This is a genomic window from Lelliottia sp. RWM.1, from assembly GCF_016859735.1.
Taxonomy (GTDB): domain Bacteria; phylum Pseudomonadota; class Gammaproteobacteria; order Enterobacterales; family Enterobacteriaceae; genus Enterobacter.
In genome coordinates, this window is the sequence record NZ_WLVC01000040.1 from 1 (window position 1) to 19,905 (window position 19,905).

The 19,905-nt window shown below is 49.7% G+C and carries 14 protein-coding genes and 3 pseudogenes; 2 read left to right on the top strand and 15 right to left on the bottom strand.

The features are described 5' to 3' along the window. Nucleotides 1–674 (bottom strand): annotated as a pseudogene (locus GF617_RS21245) (IS3 family transposase); the annotation flags it as partial. Nucleotides 675–743: 69 nt separating this feature from the next. On the opposite strand from GF617_RS21245, the pseudogene GF617_RS21250 reads away from it, so the two are divergent. Both GF617_RS21250 and GF617_RS21255 read left to right on the top strand, forming a co-directional pair. After that, a pseudogene (locus GF617_RS21250) lies at nucleotides 744–830 on the top strand (AlpA family phage regulatory protein); the annotation flags it as partial. A gap of 117 nt (nucleotides 831–947) precedes the next feature. Continuing rightward, nucleotides 948–3,695, top strand: coding sequence for a TOPRIM and DUF927 domain-containing protein (locus GF617_RS21255; RefSeq protein ID WP_203452395.1), 2,748 nt, complete (start codon nucleotides 948–950; stop codon nucleotides 3,693–3,695). 403 nt (nucleotides 3,696–4,098) lie between these two features. Here GF617_RS21255 and GF617_RS21260 read toward each other — a convergent pair whose 3' ends face one another. The 14 genes and pseudogenes from GF617_RS21260 to GF617_RS21325 all read right to left on the bottom strand — a co-directional run bounded on the left by GF617_RS21260 (nucleotide 4,099) and on the right by GF617_RS21325 (nucleotide 19,876). Further along, nucleotides 4,099–4,554, bottom strand: a complete 456-nt coding sequence (locus tag GF617_RS21260) for a hypothetical protein (protein WP_181625797.1) — start codon at nucleotides 4,552–4,554, stop codon at nucleotides 4,099–4,101. Between the two features lie 111 nt (nucleotides 4,555–4,665). Then, nucleotides 4,666–5,628: an ankyrin repeat domain-containing protein gene (locus GF617_RS21265; RefSeq protein WP_203452396.1), complete on the bottom strand. Its 963-nt coding sequence runs from the start codon at nucleotides 5,626–5,628 to the stop codon at nucleotides 4,666–4,668. Between the two features lie 11 nt (nucleotides 5,629–5,639). Next, nucleotides 5,640–6,746, bottom strand: a complete 1,107-nt coding sequence (locus GF617_RS21270) for a nuclease (protein WP_181625795.1) — start codon at nucleotides 6,744–6,746, stop codon at nucleotides 5,640–5,642. A gap of 10 nt (nucleotides 6,747–6,756) precedes the next feature. Continuing rightward, nucleotides 6,757–8,520, bottom strand: coding sequence for a restriction endonuclease subunit S (locus GF617_RS21275; RefSeq protein ID WP_181625794.1), 1,764 nt, complete (start codon nucleotides 8,518–8,520; stop codon nucleotides 6,757–6,759). Continuing rightward, nucleotides 8,520–9,992, bottom strand: coding sequence for an N-6 DNA methylase (locus GF617_RS21280; protein ID WP_115257860.1), 1,473 nt, complete (start codon nucleotides 9,990–9,992; stop codon nucleotides 8,520–8,522). Before GF617_RS21280 ends, GF617_RS21275 begins: the two co-directional genes overlap by 1 nt. Before the next feature lie 72 nt (nucleotides 9,993–10,064). Continuing rightward, nucleotides 10,065–12,505 (bottom strand): annotated as a pseudogene (gene hsdR / locus GF617_RS21285) (EcoAI/FtnUII family type I restriction enzme subunit R). 100 nt (nucleotides 12,506–12,605) lie between these two features. Then, entirely contained in the window at nucleotides 12,606–13,814 is a 1,209-nt protein-coding gene (locus GF617_RS21290) for a PD-(D/E)XK nuclease family protein (protein WP_115257858.1), read from the bottom strand. A gap of 444 nt (nucleotides 13,815–14,258) precedes the next feature. After that, on the bottom strand, nucleotides 14,259–15,071 hold the full coding sequence (locus tag GF617_RS21295; RefSeq protein WP_181620281.1) for a shikimate 5-dehydrogenase: 813 nt from the start codon (nucleotides 15,069–15,071) through the stop codon (nucleotides 14,259–14,261). 1 nt (nucleotide 15,072) lies between these two features. Beyond that, complete coding sequence (gene sorE / locus GF617_RS21300; protein ID WP_181620282.1) at nucleotides 15,073–16,293, bottom strand: L-sorbose 1-phosphate reductase; 1,221 nt, start codon at nucleotides 16,291–16,293, stop codon at nucleotides 15,073–15,075. A 50-nt stretch (nucleotides 16,294–16,343) separates the two neighbouring features. Then, nucleotides 16,344–17,168, bottom strand: coding sequence for a PTS system mannose/fructose/sorbose family transporter subunit IID (locus GF617_RS21305; RefSeq protein ID WP_181620283.1), 825 nt, complete (start codon nucleotides 17,166–17,168; stop codon nucleotides 16,344–16,346). Nucleotides 17,169–17,179: 11 nt separating this feature from the next. Continuing rightward, entirely contained in the window at nucleotides 17,180–17,977 is a 798-nt protein-coding gene (locus GF617_RS21310) for a PTS mannose/fructose/sorbose transporter subunit IIC (RefSeq protein ID WP_203452397.1), read from the bottom strand. A 181-nt stretch (nucleotides 17,978–18,158) separates the two neighbouring features. After that, nucleotides 18,159–18,653, bottom strand: a complete 495-nt coding sequence (locus tag GF617_RS21315) for a mannose/fructose/sorbose PTS transporter subunit IIB (RefSeq protein ID WP_203452398.1) — start codon at nucleotides 18,651–18,653, stop codon at nucleotides 18,159–18,161. Beyond that, on the bottom strand, nucleotides 18,653–19,060 hold the full coding sequence (locus GF617_RS21320; protein WP_203452399.1) for a mannose/fructose/sorbose PTS transporter subunit IIA: 408 nt from the start codon (nucleotides 19,058–19,060) through the stop codon (nucleotides 18,653–18,655). Before GF617_RS21320 ends, GF617_RS21315 begins: the two co-directional genes overlap by 1 nt. Nucleotides 19,061–19,069: 9 nt before the next feature. Further along, nucleotides 19,070–19,876, bottom strand: a complete 807-nt coding sequence (locus GF617_RS21325; protein WP_203452400.1) for an SDR family oxidoreductase — start codon at nucleotides 19,874–19,876, stop codon at nucleotides 19,070–19,072. Nucleotides 19,877–19,905 lie beyond the last annotated feature (29 nt).

Here is a 19,905-nt window from a genome sequence, read left to right on the forward strand (position 1 = left end):
GATGTCCGTTACCCAACGCTCATCCGGTGCTTCCGGGTTGAACTGCCGCTGGAGCCTGTTGGGCGTCACGATGCTGGTTTCACCCTTACGTGCCCGTGGGCTACGGTACCCGACCTGAGCCCTTATCCCGGCACGCTTCATCAGTCGCCAGACACGGTTAACTCCGCACTGTTGTCCGGTATCCCGCAGGTCGAGGTGGATCTTGCGATAACCATAAACGCAACCCGACTCCAGCCAGAACTGCTTTATCAGCCCCGTCAGCCTCAGGTCAGCATGATGCCGCCGTGAATCCGGCTGCTGAAGCCAGGCGTAAAAACCACTCGGATGCACATCCAGCACCCGACAAAGCAGTCGGACAGGCCAGCAATAGGTGTTGTCACGGATAAAGGCGTACCTCAGTCGGACAGCTTTGCGAAGTACGCCGCGGCTTTTTTTAATATGTCCCGTTCGTCGGTAACCCGCTTCAGCTCTTTCTGGAGGCGTCGGATCTCAGCCTGAGCGTCTGACTGGACTTTATTGGTTGAGGAATCCGGGCCATATGCCTTTATCCAGGCATAAAGACTGTGGGTGGTGATACCGAGACGTGTTGCCACGCTGGAAACAGAATGGCCGCGATCAACAACCTGTTTTACCGCTTCAATTTTAAACTCTTCGGGATAACGCTTACCGCTCATGGGCACCTCTCTTTAAGTCATCTTAAATGACTCTGAGGTGTCTGTTAAACCCGTGGCGATTCAGATTTCCCAAAATCAATTCGTCTCTCTGAACGCGTCACTGTTTACGATGCAGCAGAGATCCGCGCCTGGCTGGAAGCTAAGAAACACAACTAATCCCATGGAGTAAAACCATGAAATTAAAAAATTCTGGCTTAACCGCCAGCGGCCAAACTCACGCTAAAAAAAGTGACCCGCTAATTATCATTAGCAAACATTTGAGCGGTGAATCCGATGCGTAATATCGACTTTATCCGCGAAGTGACTCATACCGCTGCCGGGCAATGGCAATCCGTTCTGGCTGGCCTGAATATAGACGTGCCTAGTTCACCGCTCAAGCATACCGCCTGCCCCGCGTGCGGGGGAACAGATCGCTTCCGGTTCGACGACAACGAGCGCGGGGCGCATATCTGCAATCAATGTGGCGCTGGCGATGGCCTTGACCTGATTAAGAAGGTGGATGACTGTGGCACGACAGAGGCCGCACAACTCGTGGCGGAAGTGCTGGGTATTGATTACCGGACAACGCAAACGAATCCAAGCGTTGCTATCGAGCGCCGGGCATTACTTGAGACAGTGCAGCAGACACGACAAGAGCAGGCCGCACAGGACACAGAGCATCGTCGCCTAGCCTTTGCTCGCCGCTATGCAGCGATGAGCGAGAACGTCACACAGGGCGAATCTGACTATCTGAAATCAAAGGGGCTGAACGGCCTCACCTATCCACTTCTCACTAATGGCGCGATCTTACTACCGCTGGTGGACAACACCGGAGCGGTCACTGCCGCACAAACCATTACCTCGAGCGGGGAAAAGCGCCTTGTAGTGGATTCAGTCAAACGCGGAGCATTCCACGCCATTAACGCACCAGAGCAACCGCAGGAAGTGATCCTTGCCGAAGGGCTGGCAACTGCTTTATCCGTTAACTTGATGCGACCGGATGCGCTGACTGTGTGTGCAGTCGATGCTGGGAACCTGTTACACGTCGCCATCCATATGCGTCAGCAGTACCCACAGGCACAAATAATTATTGCCGCTGATAACGACTACCTCGACAACCAATCTAACACCGGGAAAGAAGCCGCAGATAAAGCGGCGCACGTGGTAGCGGGATGGGTGGCTCTTCCTCCGGGCGAGCATAAAGCCGATTGGAATGATCACCACCAGCAATACGGGTTAACTGAGGCCACCAGCATGTTTACCTATTCGATATACCAGATACAGGGGGAAAGCGTGAAACCAAAGTCGCAGGCCATTGAGGGAGGTAAATCTAGCCCTCCAGAAATAGACCCGTTAAAACCGCGTATCGAGAGCCGGGAGGATGGTGTGTACTGGATTGTGCCAAAAGTGGACAAAGAAAGCGGCAATATTATCAATAACGAAAACTGGCTGGCGTCAGCAATGGACGTGATCGGCTCCGGACGCGACGATAAAGACCAGTATCTGATATTACGCTGGCTGGCCTTTGGCTTAGACGTACCGACGACCGCTGCCATTCCCCTGGCGGATATTGGAGAGCGAGAAGGCTGGCGCGCTTTGAAAGCAGGCGGGGTTAAAGTCACTGCTAAAAGCAATATGAGGGCAATTCTGGCCGACTGGTTACAGCGCAACAGCTCACATGAGCTATGGCGTGTTACCTATGCCACTGGCTGGCAGTGCGGGGCATATATCATGCCCGACGGAGAAATCATCGGCACACCTGCCAGGCCTGTTTTATTCAGCGGTCGCAGCTCCGCAAGTGCAGGTTATGCCGTACAGGGCACAACTGAGAGTTGGCGTGGCAGTGTGGCGCGTCTGGCATACGGCAACTATGCAATGATGACCGGCGTCGCTGCCGCCCTAGCCGCGCCATTAATCGGCCTGACGGGCGCGGATGGGTTCGGCATTCACTTTTATGAGCAGTCGAGCGCAGGCAAAACCACCACCGCGAATGTGGCGAGCAGCTTATACGGCGATCCGGATTTATTACGCCTGACGTGGTACGGCACGGCGCTAGGGCTGGCAAACGAAGCTGCCGCCCACAATGACGGATTAATGCCTCTGGATGAAGTGGGACAGGGAGCTGACCCGGTGAGCGTATCGCAGTCTGCCTATGCGCTATTTAACGGTGTAGGGAAATTGCAGGGTGCGAAGGAAGGCGGCAACCGCGATTTAAAACGCTGGCGAACCGTGGCTATCAGTACAGGTGAAATGGATTTAGAAACATTCATAGCCAGTGCGGGGCGTAAAACCAAAGCGGGACAACTCGTTCGCCTACTGAATATACCGCTCAGTAAAGCTGAGCGCTTTCACGAATACACGAACGGCAAGCAACATGCTGACGCACTCAAAGAAGCATACCAGCACCATCACGGCTCCGCTGGAAGGACGTGGATAAAATGGCTGACGGACCACTCGCAACAGGCGATTGATACCGTGCGTAAGTGTGAAGCACACTGGCGCAATCTTATTCCTGCCGACTATGGCGAGCAGGTGCATCGTGTGGCCGCACGATTTGCCATTCTGGAGGCAGCGTTACAGCTGAGTGAAGCGGTCACAGGATGGGATGCACAGGCCTGCCGTGATGCAATACAGCACAGTTACAACGCGTGGCTACGCGAGTTTGGCACCGGCAACAAAGAACACCAGCAAATAATTGAACAGTGCGAGGCGTTTTTAAATTCCTATGGATTCAGCCGATTTGCACCGTTCCCCTATAGCTCAGCCGATATGCCGATTAAGGATCTGGCGGGGTATCGTCAGAAAGGGAAGCACGAAAACGATCCGACAATCTACTACACCTTCCGGGGCACATTTGAAAATGAAATCGCCCGGAACTTTAACCCGAAGCAATTCGCTGAAGTTCTGAAAAATTCCGGGATGTTGACCCCTCCTACGAGCGGGCGAGGTTACCAGCGCAAATCGCCTCGTATCGACGGAAGGCAGATTAACGTTTACGTCCTGACCTTCCAGACAGAAGACTACGCCGCATCTGAGGAATAGCATTTTTCACATACGTAAAAAGGGTGTTGGTTCAGTTAGCTCAGTCTGTTCAATATGCAATGCTCATTGTTTTATAAGAATTTTAATTCGCATGTTGAACCAGCGCTGAACCAACAAATACCCGTATTAAACCAACAATTGGTAATATTAACATTCACCCTGATAGGCAGTGAACCAACAGAAAGTCTCTCTGAACCATCACAACATCACCAATGTTGGTTCAGAAAAATCCAGTGTTGGCAATGTCTGGCGGACAGTGAACCAACTAAACCAACGTAACCAACACAACCTGCTTGTTATCAGTAAAAATCAGAGTCGATATGGTGGATATGAAAAATGACCACACAGATTTCAGCATACGAGTGGCTGATGACTGCCCCCGTAATCTTTCAGGTGAGGCTGGTTATGCTGAATCATTTACAGACTCACTCAAGCCCATTTCTCTCCACGCATCTTCCCAGCCAGCAATACGTTTTACTGAAATAGCATGATGAGTCGACTCATCATTTTGCGCACGGTGTCCACCGTGTTTCTCCAGATAACCCATATATGCCGTATAAATATCATTCCTGATCCAGGATAGCGGCGTGACATAGAAAGTATTCGGTTCTCGACCAAGATCGATAAATACCCAAAACTCATTGTCATTTTTATCAAGGGTACACTGGGCAGCATAGTTTGTTGAGGTTTGCCAGGTCCCTGACGTTTTCGCTCTGGCGGTAACTTTATACGTTTTACCGTTTGGGGCATCAAATGTGATGGATGACCTGTTGCCCTCTTTCTGGACGATGGCATTACTGGCACCAAGGCTCGTTAGTTTCTGCAATACCATTAACTGCCCTAATTCTGCTGTAGTCATATTTCCCCCTGATCTGTTTAAAACAATTTAAGCGAACACATCAAATTTGAAGCGATGAAATAATCCCGTGAAAAATAGCAAAACAACGCCCAATGATTACTAAAAAAAGCTTCATAAGGAACGTGGAGAAATCGACCAAACAGTTTGCAGCCAAGTTAACCGCTGTTGCAATTGTGGGATGAACTCATTAAGCCAAAACAGGGAAGCAACATAACCCGAAGATCCGCCACCACGACTGAATCGCTCAACGTAAAAGTCGATGCCGCCCACCCGATTGATTAACGACTTCCCCGTCAGTGACTGAAATGCTGCCGAAATAATATTCGCTAATTCATCTTTATCTTCAGGGATACTGACCTGACATAAAGCCTGTCGCATCTCCAGCCACAAGAACAAGTCACCTCTCGATCCCCATTGCGTCGGAGCAGGATCAAATAAGTCGGATACAACGGCCCAATCACTTTCCAGATAGCTAATCTTTTTTGCCGCAACTTTATGTACCAGCGGGAAAAATATTAGCCTGAAAAAATCCGGTTCAATCTCAAACGTAAAACTACTAGAAACGGAAAAACGAACAGAATCGACAGTGGATATTGCTTTCCCCGTCAACGCAAAAAAGAGGTGACTTAGTCTGGTATCCAGTTCGTTAAGGTCATCAGGGCATTGCTCAACACCTGAAGCCGCAATCATTTTATCGACCAAAATTTGGTTGCCATCATAATCCGTGAACAATTGCCGCTCAGTGGAAACCACTTTTCTGAAAATTTGTGCGATGGTCAATTTTTGCGGAAATAGAAGATATTGCAGATCAGGCCGTTTGTGCTTTTCAACCACGATGTCATAAGCAGTCTGCCGCTTAGCATTTGTTGTCGCACTTCGGTCAGCGCCAAGAGATAACAGTTCTCCAATAACCGACAAATTCGCCCCATGCCATGCAGCCTGATGCAGCGGGGTATAACCTTTAGGTTCACTGGGGTGATTTACCAGATCAGGATAATCACGAAGAATAGGTAAAAGCGTATTCCATTCGCCCTGGAAGGCGAGTTTCAATACTTTATCGCTAACAGACATCATTCCAGCCTCTCTTACTCTGCCCGTTCAGTATCCCAGCGTAAAAAAATACGCTTTAGCTTATCGACTGTGTGCCGCCATTTTGGTGTGGTCGGTTTGCAGACCGTATTCTGATTACCAAAGAAACCAATCTCATTGACCGCCTCCTGCTCGCTGCGCGTTTCCAGCCATTTCACAGGGACAAAATATTCTGATTTGTCGGGATCGTCGGCGTTGTTGCGATATCCGGCACCAAATTTCAGCACATCCATCGCCAGCTTTTCACCGTCGTCAGTGTTGATGGTGAAGCTACTGGCAGGCTCAACAGCACTCTGCACTATGCCAACACCGACGTAACCCGTTGCCGGGATTTTTACCCAGACTCGATTGCCAGGCTGGAGTTGTTTTAAGGTCTGACTGTACCAGCTTCCGCCACCCGCACTGATAAACCCGTAGCGACGCGCTTCTTCCCAAACTCGACTTTGCGAGTCGCCAAACGAAACGTAGAACTCACCGTTCCAGGGTTCCTTCGCATTGGCATTTGTGGCAGTAGCCTGTGCGGCATTAGTTTGTGTCTCGCTTGGGTCGAGAAGCCAGGCTCGGCTTAAGAACTGCTCGTCACCGTGCTGGAACACCTTGAAGAACAGTACGTTAATCGAGATGCCGTTCTTGCTGAGGTAATCGACAATGCGCTCGGTGGACGGGTCCAGTTCCGCTGCAACAATAATAATCTGATGCGACTGGTTGATGGACTCTTCTTCCAGTTCAGTATTGAAACGTTGCCTGAACGCATCACCCAAATTGCCCCCACCGGAGAATTTCTCGTAAATCTGCGACAAACGATCGGCGGATAAATCATCCACCCAGGAGGCGTAATCCAGCGCCTGCGCGACCACTTCACGCGGTGTGCGGTCGCGTTTTAGCTCAATCAGGATCAGCGAGGCATCCGGCGCGATAGCCAATAGATCGATACGCCCTTTGTCGAGCGTATTTTCCTGATGCCCGATAATCATCCACTGATCGGAGAGGATAGTGGGGTCGTTTAAAATCATCCTCTCCAGCAGTTGCTCACTGGCAAGTTTGCTGATGGTCAGCGGCTGAGGGTTCTCCCCCACTCGCCAGATTGCATGATGAACCGGCATCGTCTGTTCCTTAGTTTAATGCTGCGTCGGTGAGGGCATCCGCCAGGTTGAGCTGGGTTTGCTGGACGGATTGCAGGCGGGATTTAAGGCGATCGCAAATTGACGAAAGGTGTTCTATTTTTGAAACTATTCGCTTCTGTTCTTTCTCTGGAGGCATAGGGAAAAGAAAATTCGATATTTCAGAAAGATACAAACAAGGTTGTGCTCCCCCCCGTTTAGTTTCATTGATGATTTTCTGCAATAAAAATGAGTCCATTGAAAACTTAAGATAGTTAGAATTAAACAACAATGGTTTTATAATTGCTACACTTCTAACTAATGCAAAGTTAGCACTCTCTTTTATTAAAGAACTACGACCAATTGTTCCGCCAACAGATACAATTAAAAGATCACCGATCTCAGGAAGGCACCGCTCTCTTGATTTAAGATAATCCTCTTCAGAAATATAGTCGCAGTTATCATAATCAATATACCCATCTCGAACATTTTTAGCCGACAGTAATTTATAACCGTTAGTAATTCTCGGTGGGGTTTTATGATCACCATCAGTTATTTTTGACGTGATGTTTTGTAACTTACACCACTCCCATCCCTCCGGCAATTCAAAAGGCTTCTCCTCATCACTCACTGGCGGCAAAGGTTTTTGTTTTTTAATTTTACCGTCTTTCACCAGTTGCGATTTTTCCTGCTCAATACGATTTAGCAGTTCGGAAGCCGGTTCGTCGTTAGGATCTTGCGGCACCAGTTTACCCATTACCGCCAGTTGCAGAATGGTTTGCTTAAGCGCGTCAATACTCGCTTCGGTGGTAAATAGCGTGTTGAAATGCTGGCTAATGCGCGCCCAGTTTTCGGCTAATTCTTCTGCGTTTTGACTGTCGGTAAGCGTTGCCAGCAGCGTTTCAACAAGCTGAGAATGCGCATCCAGACTGGTCAGGGATTGCTGTTCCAGTTTGTCACAGAGGGACATTAACTCATTTATTTTGTAAACAATACGTAATTGTTCTGGTAAAGGTGGAACTGGTATTTCGAATAATTCAAGAGTTTTCTTGCTAAGACCTTCAATTGCCATACCAACTTGGCGCCCCCAAATGATTTTTTGTATTACTGGGGATATAATTGCCAAATGAAGAAAACTTACCATTCCCTGTTCAATCAGCCTGATAATTGTCACATGCTGATTAACATTTGCCTCACCTATTCTCTCTGGGAAAATTGTACAGCGACCTAGAGATGCTCCAGTGATATTCAATAATATATCGTTTCCTTTCACCTGAGTCCCTTCCATTTGAGAATGGACCTCTGAAGAAATAAATACTACATCATCTAACTTTAACTCATCATTCCAAATATTCTGAGAACGTAAAAATGGAATCCCAGAAGAAACATAAGAGTTTTGTCCGCCTCTAGGAGTACTTCCTGAACCAATTTTTGTAGTTAAATCGCCTAAGCGAATTACATCCCACCCGCTCGGCAATTCAAAAGGCATCTCTTCCTCACTAATTTCCGGCAAAGGCTTCTGCTTTTTAATCTTCCCCTGTTTTACCAGTTCTTCTTTCTCAGCGGCAATTCGCTTTAACAATTCAGACGCCGGTTCATCATTCGGGTTCTGCGGCACCAGTTTGCCGCGCACTGCCAGCTCCAGAATCAGCTCGCGCAGTTTCTTGATACCGTAGAGATCGATTTTGCCATTGCTGCCGCGCCCGGCGGTTGAGCGGGTTTGCAGGGCGGAAGTCCAGGTATCGATATGTTGGGTGATCAGTTTTTCAACGGTCATCAGTTCGCCTCCTTGCTGCCCGCCAGCGCGGCACCGAGGATGTCACGTAGCTGATTACGTAGTTCGCTGATTTCCGCCTGCTGCGTCTGGTACTGCGCCAGCAGTTCGTCCGGGTCATGGCTGATGGTTTCGCCCTGGTACGGGTTTTTGATATCGAGGTTGAAGTTGCGGTCGATGATGTCCTTGATACTGATTTTCCACGCCTGATTGTTCTCTTCGCGGCTGGCAAAACCGTCTGCTTCACTGCCCCACCAGTCGATCTCGGTCTGGAACTCTTCAAACTTCATCGGTTTGGTTTTGCTGTAGTTCTTTACGCCATCCGGGTAAGGGTGTTCGTAGAACCAGATGTCTTTGGTCGGCTGGCCTTTGGTGAAGAACAGAATATTGGTTTTGATGCCGGTGTACGGGTTAAACACGCCGTTTGGCAGACGCACGATGGTGTGCAGGTTGCACTCTTCGGTCAGCAGTTTTTTGATTTTGGTTTTGACGCCTTCACCAAACAGTGTGCCGTCTGGCAATACCACTGCCGCGCGACCTTTGTCTGCCAGCACTTCAATAATCAGTTGCAGGAACAGGTCGGCGGTTTCACGAGTCTGCATCTCTGCCGGGAAGTTTTTCTCAATGCCGTCTTCTTCGGTGCCGCCAAACGGTGGGTTGGTGATGATCACATCCAGCTGTTCGTCCCAGGAGGAGAGCGGCTTATTCAGCGTGTTGTCATGGCGGATTTGTACCGGCACTTCGATGCCGTGCAACAGCATATTGGTGGTGCACAGCAGGTGCGGAAGCTGTTTTTTCTCAACGCCATATATCTGTTGCTGCAGAGTTTTATGGTCTTCGGTGGTGTTGACGTAATGCTCTTTCACATGATCGAATGCACAGGCGAGGAAACCGCCGGTTCCGCAGGCTGGATCCATAATCGACTCGCCCAGTTTCGGATCAATACGATTAACCATAAAGCGTGTTACCGCACGCGGGGTATAGAACTCACCAGCGTTACCAGCGCTTTGGAGGTCGCGCAGGATCTGCTCGTAGATATCGCCAAACAGATGGCGTTCCTGGCTGCTGCTGAAATCGATTTCGTTAAGCTTGTTGATGACCTGACGCAGCAACGTGCCGTTTTTCATGTAGTTGTAGGCATCGCTGAACGCCTGCTTGACCACATAACCACGAGGGTTAGTGTCGATTGGTGCGGTCATGTTCTTCAGTTTTGGGAACAGGTCGTCGTTAACGAATTCCAGCAGCGCATCGCCGGTAATCCCTTCGCTGTTCGCCGCCCAGGTACGCCAAAGATAGCGTTCCGGGATAGGCAGGCTGTAGTTATCCTGTTCCAGTTCCAGCTCTTCTTCCTGAGTATCAAAAATCTTCAAAAACAGAAGCCACGAAAGCTGCCCCAGACGCTGGGCATCGCCGTCCACACCTGCATCTTTGCGCATGATGTCCTGAAGGGATTTAATAACTGAGCTAATCGACATGTTGTTATTCCATTCTTAAAAAAGGATGCCACTGGCAGCAAGGGCGGCCAGTGGCAATAAATTTATGCAGTATCAGGCGAAGCGTGGAGGTAGCTGGTAGATTCGTTTTCCAGTTCATTCACTGCCTGCTCGTAGGCCTGCTTGTCACCAAAGCGGGTTTTGATGATCTCTATTGGACGCCCCAGTGAGTCAAAGGGTTTCAGTTTCAATACCTGAACGTCTTCGATTTCCCGCACGCCTTCATCAGCGTATTTATCCAGCAGCGTGTTAAGCACCTGCTGCGCGGGTTCCGCATATTTTGTGAAGTAATTACGTTTACGCACGTTGGCGGCACGCTCATGGCGCGTTAACGGCGGCTGACCGTACACTACGTGGCAGAGCAGATCAAACGGATCGAGATCTTTTCCGACTTCTTCGGCCAGCACGTCCCACAGAATTCCGAGTTGCTCCAACTCTTCAATGATGACCTGCTTGCGGGGAGCTTCCTGCCATTTGCGCACGAAGCTATCCAGAGACGCATAATCACTGTCTTTGAGCATCGTTTTGCGGGTGTAATCCTGGAAGGATTCCGTCACCAGTTTGCCGTCGGCATCATAATACTGAACGCGCTTCGCCAGCACTTTAACGTCCACACCATTCACATAGAATTTGCGGACTTTGTTTTCGTCATCGTCGTGGAATTCGCCATTTCCGGCGAATTTTTCGCGGTTTACCTTGTATTCGGCTCTCTCTTCCCGCGCTTCATTGGCGAAACTATCATCGTCCTCAGCGTTATCTTCCGCATCGAGTTGGTCATTAAAATCAGACGCCGGGTCCGAAATGTCGTCAGGTTTTACCACCAGCACTTTTTCTGGCAAGCCGTCAAAACGTGGGTCGGCAAATAGCTCTGTCGCTTTTTTGAAGTCGAGAATCGTGAACCACAGCTTGCCGTGCTTTTCGTTGATACGCGTGCCGCGCCCGATGATTTGTTTGAACTTGGTCATCGACTGAATGTTCTGGTCTAACACCACCAATTTACAGGTTTGCGCATCGACGCCGGTACTCATCAGCTCAGAGGTTGTCGCGATAACCGGGTAAGCTTTTTTGGGGTCAATGAAGTTATCCAGCTGCGCCTTGCCAATATCGTCATCGCCTGTGATTTTCATCACGTATTTTTCGTTCTTCAGCACCTGTTCTGGGTTGAGTACCACCAGCGCCTGGCGCATCCGAGCGGCGTGGTCAATATCGTTGCAGAAGACGATGGTTTTATCCATCGGGTTGGTACGTTTCAAATAGTCGGTAATGGTCTGCGCTACCAGCATGGTACGTTCATCAATCACCATCGTGCGGTCAAAATCTTTCAGGTTGTAGATTCGGTCTTCAATCTCTTCGCCGTATTTATCTAACTGACCCTTAACCGGTCGCCAGCCCTGTACATCAACGTCGATATCGACGCGCACCACTTTGTACGGGGCTAAGAAGCCATCTTCAATGCCTTCTTTCAGGGAATAGGTATAAACCGGCTCACCAAAGTAATCGGTGCTGGAGACTTCTTCGGTTTCTTTCGGCGTTGCCGTCAGGCCTATCTGGGTGGCGCTGCCAAAATATTCCAGGATCTCCCGCCAGGCAGAATCTTCAGAGGCGCTGCCACGGTGGCATTCGTCGATGACTATGAGATCAAAGAAATCGGGAGCAACCTGCTTATAGGCTTTTTGATGTTCCTCCGGCCCGGTGATCGCCTGGTACAGCGCCAGGTGTACTTCATAAGCGGGGTCAACGGTGCGCCCGGTAACTTTGGTCATCGCTGAACCAAATGGCTTGAAGTCATTGCGCTTGGTCTGATCGACCAGAATATTTCGGTCAGCGAGAAACAGAATGCGTTTTTTGTTTTTCGCTTTCCACAACCGCCAGATTATCTGGAATGCGGTGTAGGTTTTCCCCGTCCCGGTTGCCATTACCAGCAGAATGCGGTTCTTCCCTGCTGATACAGCATCTACCGTTCGGTTGATCGCCTGCATCTGATAATAACGAGGGGATTTCCCGCTGGCGTCATCGTAGTAGTCCTGGCTGATGACGGGCAGCTGTTCCTGAGTAAACCCTTTCCAGACACAATATTTCTGCCAGAGTTGTTCAGGGGTTGGAAAATCACTGAGAGTAATTTCTGACTCAAGCTGCTGCGGGTTGGTTTTATCGTGAAAAACAAAACCATCACCATTGGTCGCAAACACAAAGGGAACATCGAGCAGGCTGGCGTAATCCAGACCCTGTTGCATTCCTTTACTGATGGCGTGCTGATTGGCCTTGGCTTCTATCACCGCCAGCGGCAAATTCGGCTTGTGGTAAAGCACAATGTCGGCGGATTTAACTTTGATACGCGAGGCCAGTTTGCCACGAACCACAATCTTACCATCGCGGAGTTTCACTTCCTGACGGACCTGCGACATCATGTCCCAGCCAGCATCTTTAACCACTGGCAGGATGAATTTGGTAATGATGTCCGTTTCAGTTAAATGAGCCTTGTTTACGCCAGCCATAGCAGAGCACTCCACGATATTGGGTTAGCTCTGATTTTACACAGATTAGTGCGTTACGTAATGACCTGAAACGAGGTTTTAGGCAACGTCTGGAAAACCATTATTCGTTAGAACAACTTCTACTGCTAACCGACTCATGTAATCGAATAAACAAATCGACACAGCGCCTTGAGAACTCACCATTGTTCATTTCAAGCCATGCACGATTACTCGAAAGCCAATCCCTGTATTCAATGGGATCAAGGTCATGCGACAAATATCCATTAAAGCTGCGCCACCATGGCCACCATGCACTCGCTTTCGCCCCTGTAGGGAAATCTATTTTGAGCTGTTGCGCAGCCAGCAAAGCTGATTCGGTAGCATTCGAAGCATTATCCAGCTTGATACCGTAACTCCAATCCTGATAACTCCCTTTGGCAGGTTCGATACAGTAGTGCCAGCCAATGGCCTCTGGTGGGCGCAACCCAATCCCGTAATCTGGATATAATTTTCGGCATACCTCCCAGCCTGCTGGTGCTATCAAAGCCGAAGTCGCTTTTTTAGTCAGCGTTTGATAAATGCTATTTTGCAGGCTTAGTAGACTTAACGTGGTATCCAGCGTTGATTCGTCAGTAAAGATCTTGTCTAACAAAACATCCACAACCTTCCCCTCCCTGCAATTCAGCACATTCACCGAAATAAAACGCTGCAAATCGAATAGAAAGACTCGCAAGCGGTAAGGTATATCATCATTTTTGCACAGCCCCTCAAGCCAAACGACGAGCCTTTGATATGACAGGAGGACAAGCTCACCAGACTGAAGCGCGGCGTCACATTGATGCTCATCAATACTAAACGGAGTTGGCTTGCTCCCTTCAGGAGTCAGGTAAATCAGCAGCGTTTCGTTTAGTACGCTGCGGCGCTTTCTTAGCTCGTGGAGATAGTCCAAAACCTGATTGGGTTGATCGGCGGCACTGGGTTTGTTCTCTATACCAAGTGTCCATCGCTCCCCTTGTACGACGATATCAATTCGACGTTTAGTGCCCAGGGCATCAGTCTGCTGTTCGCACTCAACAAACCGACAAGATGTTGCATCCCATAAGCTTTTCCCAATCAAATCGAGAAAGGTGCTGAGAAAGTGAGCTTGCTGACCATGAACACCGCGCACGTCAAGCAAATCAGCCAGGATGCGTGAAAGGCCATTTTCGTCAGCAGTGATATACCGAAAGACATTAAACTCAACAGCATCTTTTTTGTTGAGATTTTGGTGCGTCCGTCGGGCTTCGTTGAGCCACTCTGTCATTTGGTTCAGCCAATGATTACCAGTCATATCACTCCATCACACGCAGCTTTCATGCTCGGGACGGCTATATTAACAGCTCAATGCCTCATACAGCATAATGTCGGCCATATGATGCCTTGCCATTCCCGGATTACATTCCTGCTTTGCCCAAAATCATCATTCTGACGGCCCTTGATGGTATTTTTGCTGGTACCAGACATCCACTCTAAAAATAAAACCATCAATATCATAAAATTAGAAAGTTATTCGATTCCTGCAGGGACACTTTAATCTTCTCCCCCCCCCCCTCTAATACACACCATACGGGTGTTGGGCCAACAAACCTCACCAACGAATGATCCCTGGCTTCCCTCTAAATATGTCCATGTAACGTTCGTTATCATCACCAGATGTTCAGGTGAGTATATGACCGTAATCAATACCGAATTCAACAGTAAAGAGCGCCTGTCTTGGCGCTCTTTCAACGTTGACTTATCCTGCCCGCGCAAAGGCGGCAGCTTCCGTAATTAATGCATCATCCGGACGAACACCGGTATACATTTCGAACTGTTCAACGGCCTGCAACGCAATGACCTCCGCCCCGCTAATGGTCTTTTTACCCATCCGCTGGGCCAGCATAATCACGGGTGTTTCTGGCGGCAGGGCGACAACATCAAAGATCACGCTGGCCGTTTCAACCATCGACTCACTGTAGGCTAAATCATTGCTCTGCTTGCTGCCAGCCATGCCGACAGGGGTGACATTGACCAAAATATCGCAGGCAATGCCTTCTGGTAACGGCTGCCACTGAAAACCATACTGCTTAGCCAACGCCAGGCCACTTTCCCGGTTACGGGCGGCAATGATGACATCACGAAAGCCCGCATCGCGAAATGCGGCAATCACGGCCTTCCCCATCCCGCCGCTGCCGCGAATCATGACACGTGCGGAGGTATCAAGCTGGTGGTCCTCAATCAGGCTTTTTACGGCAATATAGTCGGTATTGAATCCAGTCAACCTGCCGTTGTCATTTACGATAGTGTTCACGGAATCAATAACGTTCGCCGACGGATCGATAGCATCAAGAAACGGCATGCAACTCTCTTTGAATGGCATGGAGACGGCACAACCCCGGATCCCCAGCGCACGCACACCTTTTACTGCCGCCTCGATGTCCTGGGTAGTAAAGGCCTTATAGATAAAGTTCAGCCCCAGCTTTTGGTACAAATAGTTATGAAAGCGCGTGCCAAAATTACCGGGCAGGCCAGCAAGCGACATACACAACTGAGTATCACGGTTAATCATCTTAAATCTCCCTGGCAGAGGACAATAAATACTGTTCAGCTTCCTTAGACCAGACCCCTTGATGGCGCGCCAGAATGGCACTCAGTTCAGGATCCTCAATCTGGGTTAATGCGGTGAGCGGTAATGATTTACCGGTATAGACTAATTTTTTCCCACCACCGACTTCAGGCAGCACCAGCGTGGTTTCTCCTGCGGCATTCAGCCCCAGAATATGGGTAACCACTTTTGCAGCCTGCACTTTCTTCTCTTCTATCAGCTTAACCGCTGCGCGCATATCATCGGTGTTGCCGCCAGAAGTACCGACATAGTGGGTAAAGGCATAATGGACGTCGTAAAAGTTAATTGCCGCGCTGAAGTTTTTATCCTGCGGACCCGCAAAAAAGTTCAGGCAACCATCAGCAGCAAGGAGGGAAGAGGCCAGCGTGACCAGTTGTTCGTTAGGCACGAACACAAAAATATCGTCAAAGCCATGCCCACCACTGAGGGCCATCAGCGTGTCATGTGCAGCATCCTGCGCATGAAGGTAGTGGATCAGCGTCTGCGGTTCAGAAGGGTAATGTTTTCTGGCATAGCTTAGCTTAGCGTTATTGGTATCGGTCACAATCAGTAACGATGGATTAACCGGGCCATGCAGCGCGTAGTCGATAGCCAGCAGCCCCATAGGTCCTGTGCCTCCCAGGATGAGAGTCCGCCCCTGAGGACGAATGCCCATTTTGTGATTGTAAGATCCCTCCTCCAGATGATAGTTGGCGTTGAATGCGCCAATCACACAGGAGAGCGGCTCAACCAGCGACCCTTCGAAGTAGGTTTCCCCTTCGTACGCCAGCAAGCAATCCTGCTCCATCACGTCATCGGGAATCAACACATGGGTCGCCTCTCCTCCCACCCACGGGAAAGAGTAGCCGGGGCAATCAGGGCGATCCGGCAGTTGAAGATTCGCCTGAATGACATAGCGTTGACCCGGCTGGAACTTATGCTGCCACTTTTTCCCAACCGCTATAATGTCGCCGCAGAATTCATGGCCGATGATGATCGGGTTCGTGGCGATATCATCCGGCACTTTTTTATGATTCTCGCCCTGATTCGCCTCTTTCCAGGACGAGAGGCACAGGCTGTCTGTAACCACCGTAGCCAAAATCTCATCGTCCTGCATTTCAGGAAGTTCGAACGTTTCCAGACGAAGATCGCGTTTGCCATAAAGGCGTAAAGCTGTTGTTTGCATTGTACCGCCTCAGTTTTACAGGAGCCCCGGCTTAACACCGGGGCAGATAATCAGGACAAGAAGCCCAGCGCATTACCGATAATCCCCAGACCAAACAGGGCAAAAATCAGCCATACCGGGTTAATTTTTTTGTTAAGCAGGCGCACCATCAACAGCGTCAGCCCCAAAGCCAGCAGCCCAGGGCAGAGCTGATCGAGAATGTTCTGCACCGTCATGGTGACGGTGGTATCACCCGCGCCGGGCGTTTGTGACACCACAAGCGGTACATTGATGCGGGTCCATTTGGTCACCAGCACCCCCATCACAAACAGACCGAGAATCGATGCGCCTTCAGTCAGTTTTTGCAGCAGATTGCCGCCCATATCGCTGACAATATTGACCCCTTTGCTGAAGCCTATTTGCAGGCCATACCACTTCATTGCCAGACGCACTGCATTGAAAATAAAGAAAAACAACAGCGGGCCGAGAATATTTCCAGACAGCGCTAACGACGCACCAAGCGCGGCAGTTATTGGCCGCAATGTACCCCAGACAAGCGGATCACCAACGCCTGCCAGCGGCCCCATCAGGCCCACCTTGATACCGTTGATCGCACCATCATCAATCTCCGCACCGTTCGCGCGCGCCTCTTCCATCGCAGCCGTGACACCAATCACCGGCCCGCAAACGGCTGGTGTGGTATTGAAGAAAACGAGATGGCGTTTGAGGGCTGCCACCTGATCCTCTTTCAGGGGGTACAGTCGCTTGATGGCAGGGATCATGTCGTAGCAAAAGCCCAGCCCGTGAATGCGCTCAAAATTGAACGACGCCTGCTGCAGATTGGAGCGGACAAACATGCTAAACAGGTCAGATTTGGTCAGTTTTTTCTGTTCCATGATGGACTCCGTTAATCGTCAAGCTGGTCAAGGGCGGTGGCTGAAGTGGCCTGTACGTGCGGCCCGGCTTTACGCCACTGGGGATTCAACTGTATGTAGACCAGCGCAATAATCACGCCGATACCGCCGAAGGCCAGCAGACTGAAGTCGAGATATCCCCCCGCGATAAAACCGAGGAAGAAGAAGGGCATCAGGTATTTCACGCCCATCATGCGCAGTACCATGGCGTAGCCCACAACGACAATAAAACCACCGGAAATCTGTAAACCGCGCGTAACGAATTCCGGGATGGCGTTCAGCATATTGCTGACCATGTCGGCACTGACAAATAACGAGACAATCAAGGCGGGTATGGCGACGCGTAGTGCCTGAACACCCAGAGCAGAAACGTGAAGGATATCAATGGTGTTAAAGCGCGCCTCTTCAGCGGCTTTATCCGCCGCATGCTGGAATACCACAGTGATGGTTCGCGCGAAAACGGTCAGCACCTGGCCTGCCGCCGCAACCGGAAGGGCAATAGCAATACCAGTCGCAATACTCTGCTGTCCGACGATAACCAGAATAGCGGAGATAATACTGGCCAGCGCTGAATCCGGTGACTGTGCAGCGCCGACATTCATCCAGCCGAGTGCGATCAGTTCCAGCGTACCGCCCAACATAATCCCGGTTTTTAAATCTCCGAGAATCAAGCCAATAACAGTACAGGCGATAAGTGGGCGATGAGTCTGAAACTCATCCAGCACACTGCCCATTCCGGCAATACAGGAAAATATAAAAATAGCGATAATTTGTAGGGTACTGATTTCCATAATATAGAACCTTTTAAGTGTGTTCATCCCTGCCTGTTACGGCATTGACATGTTGTCTTTGAGGCTGCATCCCGGCAGGTTTAATTTCCTCATCCCGACATTGCTATGCTTCCGGGATTCGTTAATGTTCCCTCGCGACATATCCAGAATGGCGACATATCATAAATACAGGCACTTTTATTTATTCAGCGAATGACTGTTCTTTTATTTTTTCGAGAATATCAACCGAAGGGTCAGAGGCAACAACGCGTAAATCCAGCTTCACACCAAGCCTATCCAGTTCACGAAATGCATTAACATCGTTACCATCCAAAGAAACAGCCTTCGTTAATTGTTTTTTCCCAGGCCGCCAGGCCATACCACCTATATTTAGCGTCGTAATTTCTACGCCCAGCCTCACCATAGATAACGCATCCTGTGGGTTGGTAAATAAATAAAAGACAGTATCATTTTTATATTGAGGGTTATGATAGACCGCCACTGCCTTTTCAATATTCACCACATTGACTTTCATTCCTGGTGGTGCGGCCTGCCGTAATAATGTCCGGCGCACCTCATCGTTATAAACCTCGTCATTACAGATAATAATCCGTTGCGCATTCGCCACTTTCGACCAGACAGTCGTGACCTGACCGTGGATCAGGCGGTCATCAATACGAGCCAGGGTAATATTCATCAGAAATCCTCTTCGGTCGTTTCCAGATGCTGCCAGACGACGCAGGTTTGTTGAGCTATCGTCGTCAGGTGTTGACAAAGTTCATCCACATTCATCGTGCGTTGGTTGTCCACCAGTTCCAGCGCAAGTGGCAGAGAGAGCCCGCTGATAACCCTGATTGCCGGATGACGCATCGCCAGGGTCACGGCGGCGTTCCAGGGGCTACCACACTGCAGATCAACGGCAATAAGCCATTCATCACTGATGCGGGTATTCACTAACGTGCTCAGCTTTTCCACGATATCTCCAGCGTTCTCACCGGGAACAAACTCCACCGCCAGGACATGGACATCGCCGTAGACCATCTGCACAGACTCCAGCATGGCGCTAGCCAGTTTGCCGTGGGCGCAAAAGATTGCATTTACCATAAGCCCTCCTTAGCCGCGCGTTTTACCGCCTGCAATGTTCGTGGTCACCCCAGTAATGTAACTGGCACGTTCAGACAGTAGATAACAGACAAAATCAGCAACTTCCGTCAGACGCCCTGAACGGCCAATTGGAATTGCATTTTTGCTGTAACCTTCACGCAACTGCTCAACGGTAATGTTTCGGGTCCAGGCTAGCGCTTCCTCATACTCAGGCGTGCGCAACCCTGTTTTTTCCAGGATTCCGGGCGCAATGCCGACCACACGAATACCATGTTTACCCAGCTCTTTTGACCATGAACGGGTGAAACTATTCAGGGCGGCTTTAGTCGCGGCATAGCAACTCTGACCTTCAGAGCCTTCCAGCCCACTTTCCGAAGAGACGTTCACAATTACGCCGTTATGTTGTCTGACCATCTGACGAGCCACGGCTTGCGACATCAAAAACACGCCTTTCTGGTTGATATTGACCATTTTTTCAAACGCGTCTTCATTGAGCTCATATTTTCCGGCTGGCGATTTTTCATCAACCAGCAAACGTGGGAAATTCACCCCAGCGTTATTAACCAGACCGTCAATCCGACCAAAGCGCTGAATAATTTCTTCGACAGTCTGGGTGACCTCTTTCGCACTGGAAATATCTGTCGGCCAGAATTGATATCCCCCCCGCACCTCATTTTTCCCTACTCCACCGTGAATATCCGCCATCTGCACATTTGCGCCCTGAGCCAATAACTCTTCGACGATAGCCAATCCAATACCTGAGGCTCCGCCTGTAACAATAATGACTTTATCTTTTAAATTTAACCACGTTTGCATAATTAACTCCCACTTTCAGATAAGGGGAT